This window comes from Nocardia sp. NPDC058705, from assembly GCF_042749305.1.
In the GTDB taxonomy this organism is placed as follows: Bacteria; Actinomycetota; Actinomycetes; order Mycobacteriales; family Mycobacteriaceae; genus Nocardia.
Window position 1 is genome coordinate 1 of sequence record NZ_JBHYRN010000025.1, and the last position, 17,369, is coordinate 17,369.

Here is a 17,369-nt window from a genome sequence, read left to right on the forward strand (position 1 = left end):
CGACCGGCCACTGCGTGGCCGCTGCTCCCTAGGGGTCGCAGGTGCGGGGCTGGGAGTGCGGTCATGGCGGATCTGGGGTGTGCGGTGTGGCTGGGTGTGCGGTCATGGCGGATCTGGGGTGTGCGGTGTGGCTGGGTGTGCGGTCATGGCGGATCTGGGGTGTGCGGTGTGGCTGGGTGTGCGGTCATGGCGGATCTGGGGTGTGCGGTGTGGCTGGGAGTGTGGTCATGGCGGATCTGGGGTTGTGTGGTGTGGCTGGGAGTGGGGGAGCGGCGCCCGCCATACTGGGCGTATGAGTATTCGGCCCCTGGACGGTGTTCGCGTCCTGGAACTCGGTAATTATGTTGCCGCTCCTACTGCCGGACGTATTCTGGGCGACTTCGGCGCCGAGGTGATCAAGGTGGAGCGCCCTGGTACGGGCGATGAATTGCGGAATTGGCGGTTGTACGGGGGTGACACCTCGATGCTGTATCGGACTGTCAATCGCAACAAGAAGTCGATCGTGCTGGATCTGCGGACCGAGGGCGGCCGTGCGGTCGTGCTGGATCTGGTGAAGCAGTGCGATGTGCTGTTGGAGAACTTCCGGCCGGGGATGCTCGAGAAGTGGGGGCTCGGGCCGGAGGTGCTCGAGGAAGTGAATCCGAAGCTGGTGATCACGCGGATCTCGGCGTACGGGCAGACCGGGCCGATGGCGGAGCGGCCGGGATTCGCGGCGGTAGCGGAGGCTGTTGGCGGCCTGCGTGAGCTGGTGGGTGATCCCGATCGGCCGCCGGTGCGTACCGGGGTGTCGATCGGTGATTCGATCGCGGGCATCTACGCGGCGTTCGGGACCGTGATGGCCCTGTTCCAGCGCGAACGTGTCGCCGGGCCGGTGCCGCAGGTGGAGCGGATCATCGATGTCGCGCTCAACGAGTCGATCCTGTCGGTGATGGAATCGCTGATCCCGGACCATCTCGCCTACGGCATCAATCGTGAGCGCGTCGGCGGCCGGATGGAAGGCATCGCACCGTCGAACGCCTATCCGACCAGCGACGGCTACTCCATCATCATCGGTGGCAACGGTGACGCCATCTTCCAGCGATACATGCAGGTCATCGGCCGTCCCGACCTGGCTGAGGACCCAGAACTGGCCGACAACAACGGCCGTTGGCGCAACCGCGAACGCCTCGACGCCTCGATCGCGGAGTGGACGATTCTGCACACTCGCGAAGAGGCACTGAAACTGCTCGACGACGCCGCCATCCCGTGCGGCCCGATCTACACCGCCGCCGACATCGTGGCCGACGAGCAGTACCGCGCGCGCAATATGATCCAGACGTTCCCCGTCGACGTGGGCGAGGCCGAACCCAAACAGGTGGGTTTCGGCGGCATCGTCCCGGTGATCGGGGGGCAGTCGCTGCCGATCCGCAATGTCGGCCCCGACCTCGGCGAGCACACCAGGGAAGTGCTCGGCGGGCTGCTCGGGATGAGTGAAGATCAGATCGACGCGCTGGAGGCACTGTGACGAGGCGAGTACACGGCAGGCGTCGCCCGCCGGTGCGCAACAAGTGGGAGCCGCGCGGTCCGGGACATGTGCGTCCGACGGTTCATCCGAACCCGGCAGGCCTGGGCGACAAACCGTGCGGTGGCGTGATGTGCGTGCCTGCGCGGGAACCGGAGCAGCGGCGATGACCGCACCGCTGTTGCGGGATGTGACGCTGCGCGACGGTTTGCAGCTCACCGGCAAGGTGCTGCCGGTCGAACAGAAGATCGACGTGGTGCGCAGGCTGCTGGCCGCCGGTGTGCCCGCGCTCGAGATCGGCTCGATGGCACGGCCCGATCTTGTTGCGCCGATGGCCAATTCGCTCGAGTTGATCGCGGCGCTCACCCCGGACGAGCTGGCGAAATGCTGGGTGTGGGTGGCCACGCCGCGCCACGTCGAGAAGGCCGCGGCGGCCGGAGCGCGCAATTTCCAATACTGCTTCTCGGTGTCGGATGCCCACAACAAGGCCAATATCGGCCGCGACACCGAGACGTCGGTGGCCGCGATGCCCGACGCCATCCGCCTCGCCCACGATGCCGGTGGCGAGATCCAGCTGTGCCTTGCCACCACGTTCACCTGCCCGTTCGACGGGCCCGTCGACCCGGAACGTGTCCTGGCTATCGCCAACGATCCGCGCACCGAAGGCGCCGCCGATATCGTCCTCGCCGACACCCTCGGCCAGGCCCATCCCGGCCAGGTGAGCGCGTTGGTCACCGCCGTCCGCGATACCACCCCGCCGCGGCGCATCGTGTTCCACGGTCACGACACCTGGGGCATGGGCGTGGCCAACACCCTCGCCGCTGTCGCCGCGGGCGCCACCATGGTCGACGGCGCCCTCGGCGGCCTCGGCGGCTGCCCGTTCGCTCCCGGCGCCAGCGGCAACACCGCCTCCGAGGACATCCTCTTCGCCACCCGCCCGCACTGGTTCACCCCGGCGACGCTGGCGAGCCTGGTCGGGCTGACCGAGGAACTTCTCGCCGATCTCGGCGAACCCAACCGTTCGCGTGCGCTGGAAGGCGCGCGCTCGGAGGCCGACGCGTTCGAGTGGGTCGTCCGGTAGGACGGTGGGGTCCGACTGGTGGTCGGGTTCGCTGAGAGGTCAGTAAGACCTGCGGTATCGGGGGGATCCCGGATGGCGCGACCGCTGGCGGCCAGACAGACTGGACCCCATGACATCGCTTGACAAGGGGACCGACGCGCCCCTGGCCGACTCCGACACCGCGGCTGCCGCGCTTGACCTGGTCAAGCTGTACGGATCGGGAGATACACAGGTCAAGGCCCTGGACGGGGTGTCGGCTGAGTTCGCGAAGGGCGAATTCACCGCGATCATGGGTCCGTCGGGGTCGGGCAAGTCGACGCTGATGCACTGCCTGGCCGGGCTCGACAGTGCCAGCGCCGGCGAGGTGCGCATCGGCGACACCGCGCTGACGGGGCTGTCCGACAAGCAGATGACGGCGCTGCGGCGCGACCGGATCGGGTTCGTGTTCCAGGCATTCAACCTGGTCCCGACGCTCACCGCGCTGGAGAACATCACCCTGCCGCTCGATATCGCGGGCCGCAAGGCCGACCAGGAATGGCTCGACACTGTGGTCAAGCGCCTCGGCCTCGGCGACCGCCTCGAGCACCGGCCCTCCGAGCTGTCGGGCGGTCAGCAGCAGCGCGTGGCGTGTGCGCGGGCGCTGGTGGGCAAGCCGGAGATCATCTTCGGCGACGAACCGACCGGCAACCTGGACTCCCACTCCTCCGGTGAGGTGCTGTCGATCCTGCGTGCCTCGGTCGACGAGTTCAACCAGACCGTCGTGATCGTCACCCACGATCCGCGCGCGGCCGCGTACGCCGATCGCGTCGTGTTCCTCGCCGACGGTCGCATCGTCGACGAGTTGCGTGACCCCACCCAGGATTCGATCCTCGACCGGATGAAGGCGCTGGAAACCCGATGACGAACACAGCATCGCGCAGCGATTCGATGAGGGGTGGTGGCCGGGTGGCGGGCGGGCCGATGCGCAAGGTTGCCTTGCGTAACCTCGCCGCGCACAAGGTGCGCTTGGCTTTGACCCTGTTGTCGGTGGTGCTCGGTACCGCCTTCATCTCCGGATCGTTCGTTTTCACCGATACTTTGCAGCGCACCTTCGACGGAATTTTCGAAGGCCAAGCCCAGGGTGTCGATGTGCGCGTCGGCCCGTCGGCTCGCCAATCACTCGGCGTGCCAACGAATATCGTCGACGCATTGGCCAAACACGAGGGCGTCGCCCGGGTCGCGCCCGCCGTGAACGGCCCGGTCGTGCTGCTCGAGCCCGACGGCAAGAAGGCCGTACAGACCGGTGGCGCACCGAGTTTCGGCCTGTCCTACCTGCCGCCGGAGAAGTCCGTCGAGGAGCCCGACAAGTTCGTGGCGGGCGCCCCGCCCACCCAGCCGACCGACATCGCGCTCAATACCGGTGGCGCCGAGAAGGCCGGGCTGAAGGTCGGCGACAAGACCAAGGTGCTGATTCCGTCCAAGGGCGAACCGTTCGAGGTGACCCTGTCCGGCATCTACGAGATGCCCGGTGCGGAGGGCGGCGGGGTGGTCGCGGTGATGTTCACCGAGCCGCAGGGCCGCAAGCTGTTCACCGACGGCTCGCACGTGGCCTACGCCGATATCGCGGCGGCACCCGGTGTTTCGGCCGATGACCTGCGCGATCAGCTCGCCGCCGGGCTGCCCGACTACAAGGTGCAGAACTCCGACGAGGTCCGCGAGGACATGAAGAAGGAGATCTCCGAGGCGCTCACCTTCATCAACTACTTCCTGCTCGCCTTCGGCGCGATCGCGCTGATCGTGGGCACGTTCATCATCTACAACACCTTCTCGATGATCGTGGCCCAGCGGTTGCGCGAACTCGCGTTGCTGCGGGCGATCGGGGCGAGTCGTCAGCAGGTCGGGCGGTCGGTGGTCGGTGAGGCCATCGTGATCGGCCTGATCGGCAGCGTGCTCGGACTGGCCGCCGGTATCGGGTTGGCCTACGGGTTGTCGGTGTTGCTCAACGCTTTCGATCTCGGACTGCCGACCGGGTCGCTGACGGTGCTGCCGCGGACCGCGATCATCGCGCTGCTCGTGGGTCTGATCGTCACCGTGGCCAGCGCCTATGCCCCCGCTCGACGTGCCGCGAAGGTGCCGCCGGTGGAAGCGATGCGCTCCGAATTCGCCAGTGCGGGTGACTCTTTGCGGCTGCGCACGATCATCGGTGCGGTCATGGCCGTGGCCGGTGGGGTGCTCGTGTACGTCGGTGCGCAGGGGACCGGCAAGGGCTCGGCGGTGACCGTCGGCGTCGGTGCGCTCGGGTTGATTCTGGCGGTGCTGCTGGCTTCGCCCGCGTTGTCGCGGCCGATGGTGGCCGTGCTCGGAGTGCTCACCAGGCCGTTCGGCCCGATCGGGCAGATGGCGCGCAACAATGCCACGCGCAACCCGCGCCGCACCGCCGCCACCGCGTTCGCGCTCACGCTCGGACTCATGCTGGTCTCGGCGATCGGCATCCTCGGCGCTTCGGCGAAAACCAGTGTCGGCGCGCTGATCGACAAGGGCGTGAAGGCCGAATACGTGCTCGCCGGTCCGCAGATGATCGGTGCGCCGATCGGTGCGGTGGACGCCGTGCGCACCGAGGTGCCGGGGGTCAGCGATGTCACCGGGATCCGGGTCGTCGCGTTCAAGATCGGTGACGATCAGCTCGGCGCCACGTCACCGGATGGTCCGATCGACCCGGTGATGGACATCGACATGCTCAGCGGCACCAGCACCATCCCCGCTGGTGGGGCGCTCGTCAGTGAGACCGAGGCCGCCGAGCACGGGTGGAAACTCGGTGACAAGGTCGCCATCACCAGCCTCGACAAGAAGAAGCTCGAGCTCACCGTCGCCGGTGTCTACGCCGACTCGCAGCTGCTCGGTCCGATGGTCGTCGATCCCGGCGTCTACGAGCAGCTGATGCCACAGGCCTTGCGCACCAATATCTTTGTGCTGGTCAAGGCCGCCCCGGGCGCGGATCTCACCGCGATGCGGGCGAATCTGGAGAAGGCGACCGAACCGTTCGTGGTGGTCCAGGTCCAGGACCACGAGGAATTCAAGGGCGCACAGGGCAAGCAGATCGACACCCTGCTGGCCATCCTCTACGGGCTGCTCGCCCTGGCCGTGGTGATCGCGGTCCTCGGGATCATCAACACCCTGGCGCTGTCGGTGGTGGAGCGTCGGCGCGAGATCGGCATGCTGCGTGCGGTGGGTACCCAGCGCGCCCAGGTGCGGCGCACGATCTACCTGGAATCCATGCTGATCGCCATCTTCGGCGCGATCGTGGGCCTACTGCTCGGCATCGCACTGGGCGTCGGATTCCTGCGCACCCTGCGCGATATGGGCATCGACCAGATCACCATTCCGTGGTCGCAGCTGGTGATCGTGCTGATCGCCTCGGGTGTGGTTGGTGTGCTGGCCGCGGTGTGGCCGGGGGTGCGGGCCGCGCGGACGCCTCCGCTGGCGGCAATCGCGGACCTGTAGTTCCGAGACCGGCGTAATCGCGCACTTCGTTGTCTTCCAGTCAGAATTCTGACTGGGTGGAGGCGAAGTGTGTGATTACGCCGGTTCTTTTCAGGCGGGGTAGCGGTCGAACCAGGTCTTGGTGGGCTGTCCGGACTCGTCTCGCGGTGGCGTGAGGCCGAATTCGGTGCAGTAGTCGGTCGCGAGCCGGTCGAGGACCGGGCGGGCGTCGACGGTGTGCGACCAGCGGTGGGGAAGGGCCGTGCGGCCGTAGCGCGCGCCGAGCAGGCTGCCCGCGATCGAACCGGTGGCGTCGCTGTCACCGGAATGGTTGACCGACAACAGAAGTCCGTTGCGGACGATGAGGTGGTCGGGCCCGCCGACGGACTCCGCGGCCAGCACCGTGAAGACGGCGATGGCGAGAGCTTCGGGGGCGATCCAACCCTGGCCGAGCGTTTCGAGGTCCTCAGGCCGGGGTTTACGACCCGGCCTGCAGGTGCGGGCGGCCAGCCCGATCGCTGCTTCCAGCGCGGCGGCGGTTTCCTCGTGGTGCGGGTAATTCGCCAGCTCGGCGCGCGCCCGATCGAGCGCGGTCATGGTGTCGATGCCGCGCGTGGCCTGATACACCAGTGCGGCGAGGACGCCGGCGGGCAGCCAGCCGCTGGGGTGACCGTGGGTGAGTGTGGCTGCGTCACAGCCCAGTTCGAAGATGGCGGTGAGCGCGGATACGCCCCGATCCGCGGCGTAGCCGAATCCGCACGGCGAGGCCCGCATCACCGCCCCGCTGCCCTTGGAACTGTTGATCGGCCGATCACGGGTGCCAAGCGGGTTCGTCGGATCCCGGCGCTCGGCCGCCGCACGGAGCGCGGCGTGCACCGAGACCGCCACACCGCGCTGTTCGGTGAGTTCGGGATGGTCGGCGAGTGAACTGTGGAGAGCGATCGGCTGATCGGGTATCTCGCGCACCTGCCCGCGCAACCACACCAGCATCCCCTGCTGCAGCAAACCCAGTGTCGCCCCACCGGTTCCCTTCGCCCGCGCCCGCACCGAGCCACGGATCAAAGCCTCCACCGTGAACGCCGTCAGCTGGGTTTCCTCCGAGATCTGCAGGTGATCGGCGTTGTCGCCTAACCCGAGGTGCCCGTGCTCGTCGCGAATCTGCTGCAGGGTGCTGGCTTCCACCGGTGCGCCGAGCGCGTCGCCGATCGCCCCGCCGAGTAGGCACCCGCTCACCCGTTCTGCCCACGTCGATGCGGCCATCGCGGTGCGCGCGGCCTTGCCTGGTTCGCCGTCGCGAACCGCCGACCGCCACTGGTCTCGTGACCCGGCTGCCGTTTCGGACCGAGTACCGCTGGGCGCGTGGCTTTCCGGCTCCGCCGTGGGATTGCGAAGGGCGGTCGGGTCGTGTCGCCGCGGGGCAACGGTCGGCGCGGAATGGCGAGAGTTGTCGGCGGAGGCGGGCACTGCCTGCTGGGAGTTGGTTCGCGGGTGATGGCGCAGGGCGTCGGTGAGGGCGGCGGCGAAGTCGGCACAGGTGTGGAAACGGTGGTTCGGGTCCTTGGCCATGGCTTTGGCGAGGACGGCGTCGACGGTGGTCGGCAGATTGCTGCGGCGGGCGCTCGCCGGCGGGGGCGGGGCGTTGAGGTGGCCGAGCATGACCGTGGCCGGGTTGGGGGCGTCGTAGGGTCCGGTGCCGATGAGCAGGCGAAAGACGGTGCAGGCCAAGGAATATTGGTCGCTGCGACCGTCGAGCGGGGCGCTGGTGAGTTGTTCGGGGGAGGCGTAGGCGATGGTGGCGGTGAACTGGCCGGTGCGGGTGAGGCCGCCGGTGTCGTCGAGGAGTTTCGCGATGCCGAAGTCGGTGAGCACGACTCGTTCGTCGAAACCCGCGCCGACGCCCGCGGTGTGTGAGAGAAGGATGTTGGCGGGCTTCACGTCGCGGTGCAGCACACCCTGGCGGTGGGCGTAGTCCAGCGCGCTCGCGGTCTGGGTGACGATCTGGGCGATCCGCTCGTTCCCGAACTGCGACACCGGAACCGCAGAGGCATCCGTGCCGTCGACGAACTGCATCGATATCCAGAGACGTTCCTCGTCGATGCCACGGTCGTAGACGGTGATGATGTTGGGGTGGTCGAGCTGGGCGATCAGGTCGGCTTCGCGTTCGAACCTGGACCGGATCTCGAAGTCGGAGAACAGGTCTCGGTGCATCAACTTCAACGCGGTGAGCCGCGGCAACCTGCGGTCACGCGCCGCGTACACCGCACCCATGCCGCCGCGTCCCAGCTCTCGTTCGATGACGAAACCGGCGAACACCGCCCCGCGCCGCAACATCGCCTCACCCCGTCCAACGAACCCGATCGTTCGCAGCCTAGTGGGCGGCGGCGCTGAACGCTCCCGAGTCCCACGCACCGGTCGCCAGTGAGAGCCGCCGCGGCGGTCGTGTTCGCGCGGGCCGAGGCCGAGGCGAGTCCTCCCACCGGTGAGCGACCGCGGCGTCGACGACTCGCGTTACCTCACCGGCGGATCGCGGGCTGGTCGGCCCGACGCCGGCGGGCAGCGCGGCCCGTCGCGGCGAAGTCGGGTACCCAGTGCTATCGGATCGGGCTCTGCTGACGGCGCGGGGTCGGCCATCGGATGTCGCGGTTACACCGCCGGGGCGCGGGTGTCGGCCCAGCGGGTGATGTCGCCGCGGTCCAGGGCGGTCGCCAGTAAGTCGGGGAACTTGTCCGGGGTGCAGGCGAAGGCGGGGATGCCGAGGGCTGCCAGGGCCGCGGCGTTGTCGTGGTCGTAGGCCGGGGCGCCCTCGTCGGAGAGGGCGAGCAGCACGACCACCTGGACGCCCGCCTCCTTCATCGCATTGCAGCGGCGCAGCATCTCGTTGCGCACGCCGCCTTCGTAGAGGTCGGAGATGAGCACGAACAGGCTGTCGGTGGGGCGGGTGATCAGGGTTTGCGAGTAGGCGATGGCCCGATTGATGTCGGTGCCGCCGCCGAGCTGGGTGCCGAACAGGACGTCGACCGGATCGCTGAGTTGATCGGTGAGGTCGACGATCTCGGTGTCGAACACGACCAGCGAGGTCTTCAGCGACCGCATGGAGGCCAGCACAGCGCCGAAGACCGAGGCGTAGACGACGCTGGCCGCCATCGAACCGGATTGGTCGATGGCAAGGACCACATCGCGCTGGATCGACTGCGACTTGCGGCCGTAGCCGACGAGCCGTTCGGGCACGATGGTGCGGTGTTCGGGCAGGTAGTTGGCGAGATTCTTGCGGATGGTCCGGTTGAAATCGATGTCGCGCAGTTTCGGGCGATGGGTGCGCGCGGCCCGGTTGATCGCGCCCGAGACCGCGGCCACGGTCTTGGCGGCGATGCGCTGCTCGATCTCGCGCACCACCTTCTCGACCACCATGCGCGCGGTGGCCTTGGTGGTTTCGGGCATCACGCTGTTGAGGCTGAGCAGGGTTCCCACCAGGTGCACGTCGGGTTCCACCGATTCCAGCAGCTCGGGTTCCAGCAGTAGTTGGGTGAGGTTCAGGCGGTCGACGGCGTCGCGCTGCATCACCTCGACAACGGTCGCGGGGAAGTAGTTGCGGATGTCGCCGAGCCAGCGGGCGACGCGAGGAGCTGAACTGCCCAGTCCGCCGGACCTTTTCGTCGTGCCGCCGGCTTCGCCGGTGTTGTAGAGGGCTGACAGTGCCTGGTCCATCGCCTGATCGGCACCGGAGCTCAAGCCGCCGAGCTGCTCCTCGGCGGCAGTGCCGAGTACGAGACGCCAACGGCGCGACTGGGTTTCGTCGGGTGCGGTCATCGGTGCTCCTGGTAGTCGAGCGAGAGATCTGGATGCGCAGGCGCGAGGCCGGCGGGGGCGGTGTCCGTGACGATCGCGCCGTCCGCGACTCGCGGTGGGCATCCGCATCGCGGCATCACGGCGCAGGCGTGTGACCTGTGGATCTGATGTCGCGCCGGGCCCGGCCGCGGCTCGTCGTGCGAGCCGAGCGCACGCGGGGCTCGATGCGACTGGTTCGGCGTGCGACGCCTGCTGAAGTGGGTCACCCTGCCGCCCCGAGGATCGCGGTCGCTGCGCGCAGTGCTAGTTGTCCGCGAATCGGATCGATGGCGGTGGGGGTGTCGGCGGCGGTCGGTGCGGTGCCGGTGTCGCGTAGAGCCTGGCTGATGGCTCGGCGTTCGCCGGACTCGAAGGAGCCGAAGGTGCGGCGCAGCAGGGGGAGGGTGGCGACGAACTGGTCTTCGTTGAGGTCGCGGAGCCATTCGTCGATGCGGCGCAGCAACTCTCGATCGTGGACGAGGAGTAGGCCGCGTCCGCCGAGGAAGCCGTCGATCCAGGCGGCTTTGGCGGCGGGGGTGTTGCCGATGGACAGGGCGGCGGCGAGGCGGCGGGCGGACTCGACGTCGTCGATGCGTTCGGCGTCGCAGAGCAGGCGCACCGCGCGGCCGCCGATCGCGCCGTGCACGTCGTCGCGGTCGGCGATGCGCTGCAGGGTCGCCGGCCATTCGGCGGTGGCGTGCTCGTCGTCGCGAGTGCTGATGGCGGTGTGCGCGGCGTCGATCTGGGTGCGCAGGGCCACGGCGGCGTCGGTGTCGAGGCCGGTGACGGCGCCGGGTAGGCCCGCGCAGATCCGCACCAGCAGGCCGTCGGCCACGTGGACGAGTGCCTTGGTGTCGGTGCCACGGACGTCGCCGTAGCGCAGGGTGCGGGTCAGGCCGGGGAGGGCGCCGAGCAGGTGGGTGACGTCGTGGTCGAGCGCGGCCGCCGCTTCGAGCCTGGTGATCAAACCGTCGGTGGCACCGCCGAGGTCGGCGAGCAGTGCCATTTCCAGGGCATCGGCGAGAGCGGTGACGGTGACATCGTCGCGGCTCGCGGTGTCGAGGATCTTGGTCTCCGCGGCGGTGCGCAGAGTGGTGCCCCAGATCGCGGCTTCGACGATGCGGACCTCGAATTCCGGTTCCCAGCGCAGGGTCCAGGTCTCCCGGAAAGTGCCGGTGCTGCGCACCTCGCCGAGTGTCGGAGTGCCCCAGTCGATTCCGAGTAGGCGCAAGCGGTGCAGCAGGTGCGAGCGTTCGACGTCGCGCTCCTTGCGCAGGTCGAGGTCGATATTGCGGGCGAGCGCTTCCTGTTTGAGTCGCAGGGTCTTGCTGCGCGCCCGTAGATCGGCGGCCAGGGGGACCGTCGGAGTGTCCTCGGGGACGCCGCCGAGCGTTTCGCCGACCACGAGTTCATCGATGACGAGCCGCAGCATGGTCTCGTCGCCACCACACATCACCGACCGGACCGCCTCGGTGACTTCGGACAACCCCGCCAGCGGTCTGCCGCGCAATGCCGCGAGCGTGTCCGCCAGACGCACCGCCTCGATGATGTGCGCGCTCGACACCGGCAGATCGTGCCTGCGCAGCACGCCGGCGACCTTGGTCAGCCAGCGCGCCACCGGCCGCTCGGTCTCGGTGAACAGGTGGTGATACCAGCCAGGCGAGGTAACGCCCGCCCCGTATCCCGAGCCCGCAGCCAGCCGCGAGTGCGTCCACGGCACCCAGGTCAATGCCGCCTTCGTCTTCGGTAGCCCCTTGAGCAGTCGCATATCCGGAGCGGCCGGGCCGAGTGGTTCGACCAGTGCGGGCGCATGCCAAGCGCCACACACCACGGCCAACCGCTTCGCCCCACCCTTGAGGACCTGCCGCATCACTTGGCGCATGTGCGCCTCGCGGACCAGGGTGTGCTGGTCGACGATCAGCGGTGCGATCGCGGCGTCCGGTCGATCCGCGGACGGTAAGGCCTCGAATCCTGTTGCTGCCGGGGACTTCTCCGTCAGCACTGGCTCGTCGGCCGGTGTCGGAACGGCCGTCTCAGCCGTACCGCTCGGCCGCGCTGATAGATGGGTCGGTGCGTCACCGGGCTGTGCCACGACGCCGGGCGCGGGCGGGTCAGGCTGTGTCGCATCGTCTGCCTGGGGTGTTATGCGGTCTTCCGGTTGCGACGCGTCCGGAGCGGTGTGTGCTGCGTCCTCGCGGAGGGCCGCCATCGCTTCGGTGATGGCGTCGAAAGCCGCACTGTCGGGGACGGATTCGACGACGGCGTCCCACCAGCGTTCGGCATCGTCGTAGCCTGCGGCCGAGGCGAGGGCGGCCAGGGGGTCCGAGCCTGCGCCGCGGGCGTCGTCCTCGGCGGCGAGGACGTTCGCTGCGGGGAGGTCGCAGAAGCGGACCGGGACGGAATGGTCGACGCCGTAGCGCATGGCCTGCCACTCCGGGGAGAACACGGCGAACGGCCAGAATGCCGCGCGCGCAGGTGAATCCGGGACGTAGGCGAGCAGCGCGACCGGTGGAGTCATCGTGTCGGCCGCGACGAACCCGACGAGCGGATCGGCGTCGGAAGGGCCCTCGATGAGAATGGCGTCGGGCCGGAACTCCTCGAGTGCATGGCGCAGCGAGCGCGCCGACCCCGGCCCATGGTGCCGAATGCCGAAGACCCGCGTCACCGGAGTGTCACCCGAGCCGTCATCGCCCGTCTGAACGGTCGGTATGGCGGCGTCTGGCGTTGAGCGGTCGCCGCCGCTTTGTTCACTCATCGAAATCCCCATGTGTGCTGTGTGGTCCGTCCTCCCCGGCAGTGGGGGTCAGCCGGCGATTTCGCGGCAGGCTCGGTAGAAGTCGGCCCAGTCGGGGCGTTCGCGGACTACGGCCTCGAGGTATTCGGTCCAGACGACGGTGTCGGCCACCGGGTCTTTGATCACCGAGCCGAGGACGGCGCCTGCGATGTCGGAGGCGCGTAGGACGCCGTCGCCGAAGTGGGCGGACAGGGCTAGGCCGTTGGTGATCACCGAGATCGCTTCCGCGGTGGACAGGGTGCCCGAGGGGGATTTCAGTTTGGTGCGGCCGTCGGCGGTGATGCCGGAGCGCAGTTCGCGGAAGACCTGCACCACCCGGCGGACTTCCTCGGCGGCGGCGGGGACGGTCGGCAATTCCAGTGCGGCGCCGAGCTGTTCGACGCGACGGCTCACGATGGCGACCTCGGAGTCCTCGTCGGCGGGCAGCGGCAACACCACGGTGTTGAAGCGGCGGCGCAGAGCCGAGGACAGGTCGTTCACGCCACGGTCGCGATCGTTGGCGGTGGCGATCACGTTGAAGCCCTTGGCCGCCTGGACTTCTCCGCCGAGTTCGGGGACCGGAAGGGTCTTCTCGGAGAGGATGGTGATGAGCGCGTCCTGCACATCGGAGGGGATGCGGGTGAGCTCTTCGATGCGGGCGATGGCGCCGGTGCGCATAGCGGTCATCACCGGTGACGCGACCAGAGCGGCATCGCTCGGTCCCTCGGCGAGCAGGCGGGCGTAGTTCCAGCCGTAGCGGATCGCCTCCTCGGCGGTGCCGGACGTGCCCTGCACGAGCAGGGTCGACTCGCCACTGATCGCGGCCGAGAGATGTTCCGAGACCCAGGTTTTCGCGGTGCCGGGCACACCGAGTAGCAGCAGCGCCCGGTCGGTGGCCAGCGTCGCGACGGCGACCTCCATCAGCCTGCGCGGTCCGACGTATTTGGGCGTGATCACGGTGCCGTCGTCGAGCGTGCCACCCAGGATGTAGGTGACCACCGCCCACGGGGACAGCTTCCAGGATGGCGGGCGCCCGCGGTCGTCGACGCGGGCCAGGGCGGCCAACTCGTCGGCGAAGGCCTGTTCGGCGTGCGGGCGAAGCAGGGTGGTGGACGGTTCGGTGGTGGTCATCGCAGCTCCTCGAGCATGGTGGCACGGTCGGTGAGATCGTGGGCGAGTCGGTGGAAAGCCTGTTGCCAGGCGGGGTCGTCGGTGGTGTCGGCCAGCGCGGTGACGCGTGCGGCCAGCCCGACGGGCAGGTGGACGCTCGCCGCGGTGAGCAGCGCCCGGTCGGTATACACGCCCGCACTGGCGTGCGGCTGCCGCGCGGTGGTGCGGGCACGATCGGCGAGCAGGCGCAACACGTGGGCGGCCACCTGTTCCGGCCAGGGGTGATCGAGGCCGGGCAGGATCGCGTGCAGTTCGTTGAGCTGGTGTGCGTCGAGGTCGAGCACGTGCTCGATCCGGTCGGCGGCATCGAGCAGGGTGAACAGTTCGCGGCGCCGCAGCACCGCCTGCTCGGTCGGGGTCGCGTGGGCGAACAGCGCACGGGCCCAGCCGGTGTCGTGCTGGGCGAGCGTGGCATCGACCCAGCCGTCCACGATCGCCTTGGCGTAGCGCGGCGGCAGGGACAGGGTCAACGCGGTGGTCGCGACCTTGTCGTCGGTGGCGTGCACGATCGGCGCCCACGCTGTGAGCGGCGTCGCGGCGATCGCCTGGTGCAGGGTCGTGATCGTCGAATCAGGGGTGTCCCAGCGCAGTTTCGCCTGATCGGTCGCATCGGTGATGCCGTCGCGCCGGGCCTGCGCGTCGAGTTCCGTGGGCACCGTCACCTCGACGGTGCCGTCGTCGGCGACCCGAATCCACGACGCCACCAGCGCCGCCATCCGACGCCCGAACGCGGCGTCCGGGAGCTGATTCAACAGCGTGGTCGCGGTGCGCCGGACATCTCCGCGCCGATCGTCGAGGGCGCGCTCGAGCAGAGGTTCGTCCGCCGAACTGAGCCCGTCGGCGAGCAACGCCAGCAGCTCTGCCTTGACCGGTCCGGATTCCTTCGGCCATGCCGCTGTCAGCACGGCAAGGGCCGCGGCCGGATCCGCCCGGCGGGTGCGCGCGAACCAGTCCTTGCGTTCCCAGGATGTCCCGAACAGCCACACATCGTGTGCCACCTTCGCGCCCGCCGCGTCGTCGGCCCCTTGGCTGGGATCTGTGCTCGGCACGTCGCCCAGCCCGGCGTCGGTACCCGCACTCGGTTCGGGGCCTGCGTTCTTGCCGGACCTCGGGCCCGATGCAACGTCCGCGCTGGGCCCACGGCCCTGCGCGGCGCCCGTGGTCGCGACCGGACTCGGTCCCGCCGCCCGCAATGCGGATGTCTCGCTGGGAAACTCGTCGACGAGCTTCGACCACGCTGGGTTGCGGGCGGCGAGCCAGCGGCCGCGACGGCCTGCCAGGCGCAGCAGCGACCCTCGCAGGGCGGTGTCGGAGGCCGCGGACAGCGCCTGGACGCACAGCACATCGGGCAGCCGGAAGTCGAAGGGTGCTGCTGCGGCGAACCATTCGGGCAGGAACGGCGACTTGCCCGCGAGTAGACGGCTCAACCGATCAGCAGCGGGGCGCGGCAGGAGCGGACGCGGATCGTCCACGGCAGGTTCAGGTTTCGACGCGGTACGGGGAAGTTGTCCGCCGCGCACGTACAGATCCTGGAGCGCGGCGGTGTGGAGGAGTCGGGTAGCAGGTTCGCCCGCGTGCTGCGGGACAGCGGTGGCGACCGCGGAGTCGAGGTGCACACCGTCGGCGCTGCGGCGGGCCGTGCCGAGCAGCGCTACCGAAACCAGTTCGGCCAGTGCGGGAGTCGGCTGGGTCTCGGTGGGGAAATCGGTTTCCAGGTCGCTCACCTCGCCCGCGAAGAAGACCGAGATCGGATCGAAACCGTCGGCTCGCCACTCGCCGCACACCGTCACCGGATGACCGCCCGCGACCGCGATCAACCGCCACGGGCGCGCGCCGGCAGGCAGCGGTAGCGAGGTTCCGTCAGCGGCGACGAGCTGCCAGCCGTTGTCGTCGAGCACCGGAACGACGTCGGTCAGCAGCGCAGGCCAGGAGCGCAACCACGGATCGCTGCTCAGCGCCTCGGCATAGGCGTCCAACGCGTCATCGATCGTCGTACCGCCGACGGTGGGGATCGTGGTGAACGGCTCGGGTACGCCGTGGCGAGTACCCCATTGCGCGCGCAGGGATGCCGCCCCTGGGTAGTAGTGCAGTTCGGCATCGACCTCACTGCCGGGTGCGGGAACTTCACCGGTGAAATTCGGTGTGCCGAAGGAATGTTCGATGAGCAGGGCCCACCGTCCGCTGCTGCGACCGCGCAACCAGGTTCGTCGCGTGTGTAGCCGCTCCTCCTCACTCGCCCGCATGCCGAGCACCAGCCAGCGATCCCGGACAGCGGGCTCGGTCAGCACCGACTCGGCCGTCATCGGATAGCCGATATGCGTTCGAATTCCCGCTTGCAGTGGTTCGGGGAGCGCGTCGAGTCGCTGATGAGCCAGCACGAGCAGGTGCAGCTTGGCGTACTCGCGCAACAGCAATTCGGGCCAGTGCTCGGTGGTGACGACCGCGGTGGGCAGCCTGCGCAGGATCTCGGCGATCCGGGGCGCCTGGGCATCGACCATCCGTGCCGCGATCGCCTCGTAGGCGGCGAACGAGCGGTCGGTCTGGGCAAGGCCGGTCCGAATCTGGTCGGTCAGCCAGACCTCCAGTTCGGTGAGCCCGGCGGCGACACGGGTGCGCCGCTGCTCGACAGTCGCCTGCGACGGCGTGCTCGCGGCCTTGGCCTTCGGCGGCGCGGCGGCCTTCGCAGCCCGCCCGGCCAGCCACTCGGCCGCGAAATCGGCGGGCGCGTCCAGGACCGGCGTCTGGCCGCTCGACCAGGTGAGCAGCAGCGACAACGTGTGCTTACAAGGGAACTTGCGGCTCGGGCACGAGCACTTGTACGCGGGACCGTCCAGATCCACGATCGCCTGATACGGCTTGGCTCCACTGCCCTGGCACAGCCCCCACACCGCATTGCCCGCGGTACCGGTGTCGCGCCAGCGACCTGCCAGCTTGCGTGCGGCAGCCAGCGAACTCGCGTCGGGCGCGAGCGCACGGACCTGGTCCTCGGTCCACGGCGTGCGTTGCTCGGTCATCGGTTCCCCCGTTCTCTGTTCGCCGAAATATCTACCGCAACCCACCGACAACTAACGGTCGTGGCGGCGAAGTTGCTGGAAAATGCTGGTGCTGTGGGAATTTCGTGCTCCAGCTCTTGCTGCGAACGGTGATATCTGGCATTCTGACCTGTTCGGCACCGCCCGGACCGCCCGCGCTGCTCGACGCAGCGTAACGCGGGTGTGAACACCTCATCGAGCTGCCCGCCGGGGTGGGCGAGGGGTGGACATCGAGGGCCCGCGCGGTTCCACGATGGCCATTCCACTCCCGCGGGCAGATTCGCTGAGGCCCTGCGCATCCCCTGGGCGAACATCCGGCGATCGGGTAGCGTTTCCACCAGGATCGCCGCGTTGCGCGCCGACGCGAAGGGGGATGTCGCCAGTGTGCTCGGATCGGATCGCCGAGGTGGTCGCGCGCGAGCTCGCCGCCGACCCGGTAGTGGAGGAACGGGTCGCCGAGTGCGTGCTTGCCGCGCTCACAGCTGTCGACGGTGACTCGGCCGCAACGGATTCCGGTGATACCGGGGTCTTTCTGCGGTCGATCACCGT

9 protein-coding genes are annotated in these 17,369 nt (G+C 68.9%); 4 read left to right on the top strand and 5 right to left on the bottom strand.

Annotated elements, in window-relative coordinates; all coding sequences use genetic code 11:
• Positions 1–292: 292 nt before the first annotated feature.
• From ACFW6D_RS24385 to ACFW6D_RS24400, 4 genes are all read left to right on the top strand, one after another.
• Positions 293–1,504: a CaiB/BaiF CoA transferase family protein gene (locus ACFW6D_RS24385; RefSeq protein ID WP_379331723.1), complete on the top strand. Its 1,212-nt coding sequence runs from the start codon at positions 293–295 to the stop codon at positions 1,502–1,504.
• A gap of 163 nt (positions 1,505–1,667) precedes the next feature.
• Positions 1,668–2,582: a hydroxymethylglutaryl-CoA lyase gene (locus ACFW6D_RS24390; RefSeq protein WP_379331726.1), complete on the top strand. Its 915-nt coding sequence runs from the start codon at positions 1,668–1,670 to the stop codon at positions 2,580–2,582.
• 109 nt (positions 2,583–2,691) lie between these two features.
• Positions 2,692–3,462 carry an ABC transporter ATP-binding protein gene (locus tag ACFW6D_RS24395; protein ID WP_379331728.1) on the top strand — a complete coding sequence of 257 codons (771 nt, stop codon included), beginning with the start codon at positions 2,692–2,694 and terminating at the stop codon, positions 3,460–3,462.
• Between the two features lie 59 nt (positions 3,463–3,521).
• On the top strand, positions 3,522–6,041 hold the full coding sequence (locus ACFW6D_RS24400) for an ABC transporter permease (protein ID WP_379331889.1): 2,520 nt from the start codon (positions 3,522–3,524) through the stop codon (positions 6,039–6,041).
• Positions 6,042–6,131: 90 nt separating this feature from the next.
• Here ACFW6D_RS24400 and ACFW6D_RS24405 read toward each other — a convergent pair whose 3' ends face one another.
• The 5 genes from ACFW6D_RS24405 to ACFW6D_RS24425 all read right to left on the bottom strand — a co-directional run bounded on the left by ACFW6D_RS24405 (position 6,132) and on the right by ACFW6D_RS24425 (position 16,802).
• Positions 6,132–8,351: an ADP-ribosylglycohydrolase family protein gene (locus ACFW6D_RS24405; protein WP_379331730.1), complete on the bottom strand. Its 2,220-nt coding sequence runs from the start codon at positions 8,349–8,351 to the stop codon at positions 6,132–6,134.
• Between the two features lie 312 nt (positions 8,352–8,663).
• Positions 8,664–9,827, bottom strand: a complete 1,164-nt coding sequence (locus ACFW6D_RS24410; protein ID WP_379331732.1) for a VWA domain-containing protein — start codon at positions 9,825–9,827, stop codon at positions 8,664–8,666.
• A 241-nt stretch (positions 9,828–10,068) separates the two neighbouring features.
• Positions 10,069–12,600 carry a DUF5682 family protein gene (locus ACFW6D_RS24415; RefSeq protein ID WP_379331734.1) on the bottom strand — a complete coding sequence of 844 codons (2,532 nt, stop codon included), beginning with the start codon at positions 12,598–12,600 and terminating at the stop codon, positions 10,069–10,071.
• A gap of 48 nt (positions 12,601–12,648) precedes the next feature.
• Positions 12,649–13,749, bottom strand: coding sequence for an AAA family ATPase (locus ACFW6D_RS24420; protein ID WP_379331736.1), 1,101 nt, complete (start codon positions 13,747–13,749; stop codon positions 12,649–12,651).
• Complete coding sequence (locus tag ACFW6D_RS24425; protein WP_379331738.1) at positions 13,746–16,802, bottom strand: DUF5691 domain-containing protein; 3,057 nt, start codon at positions 16,800–16,802, stop codon at positions 13,746–13,748. The genes ACFW6D_RS24420 and ACFW6D_RS24425 overlap by 4 nt, the downstream gene beginning before the upstream one ends.
• Positions 16,803–17,369 lie beyond the last annotated feature (567 nt).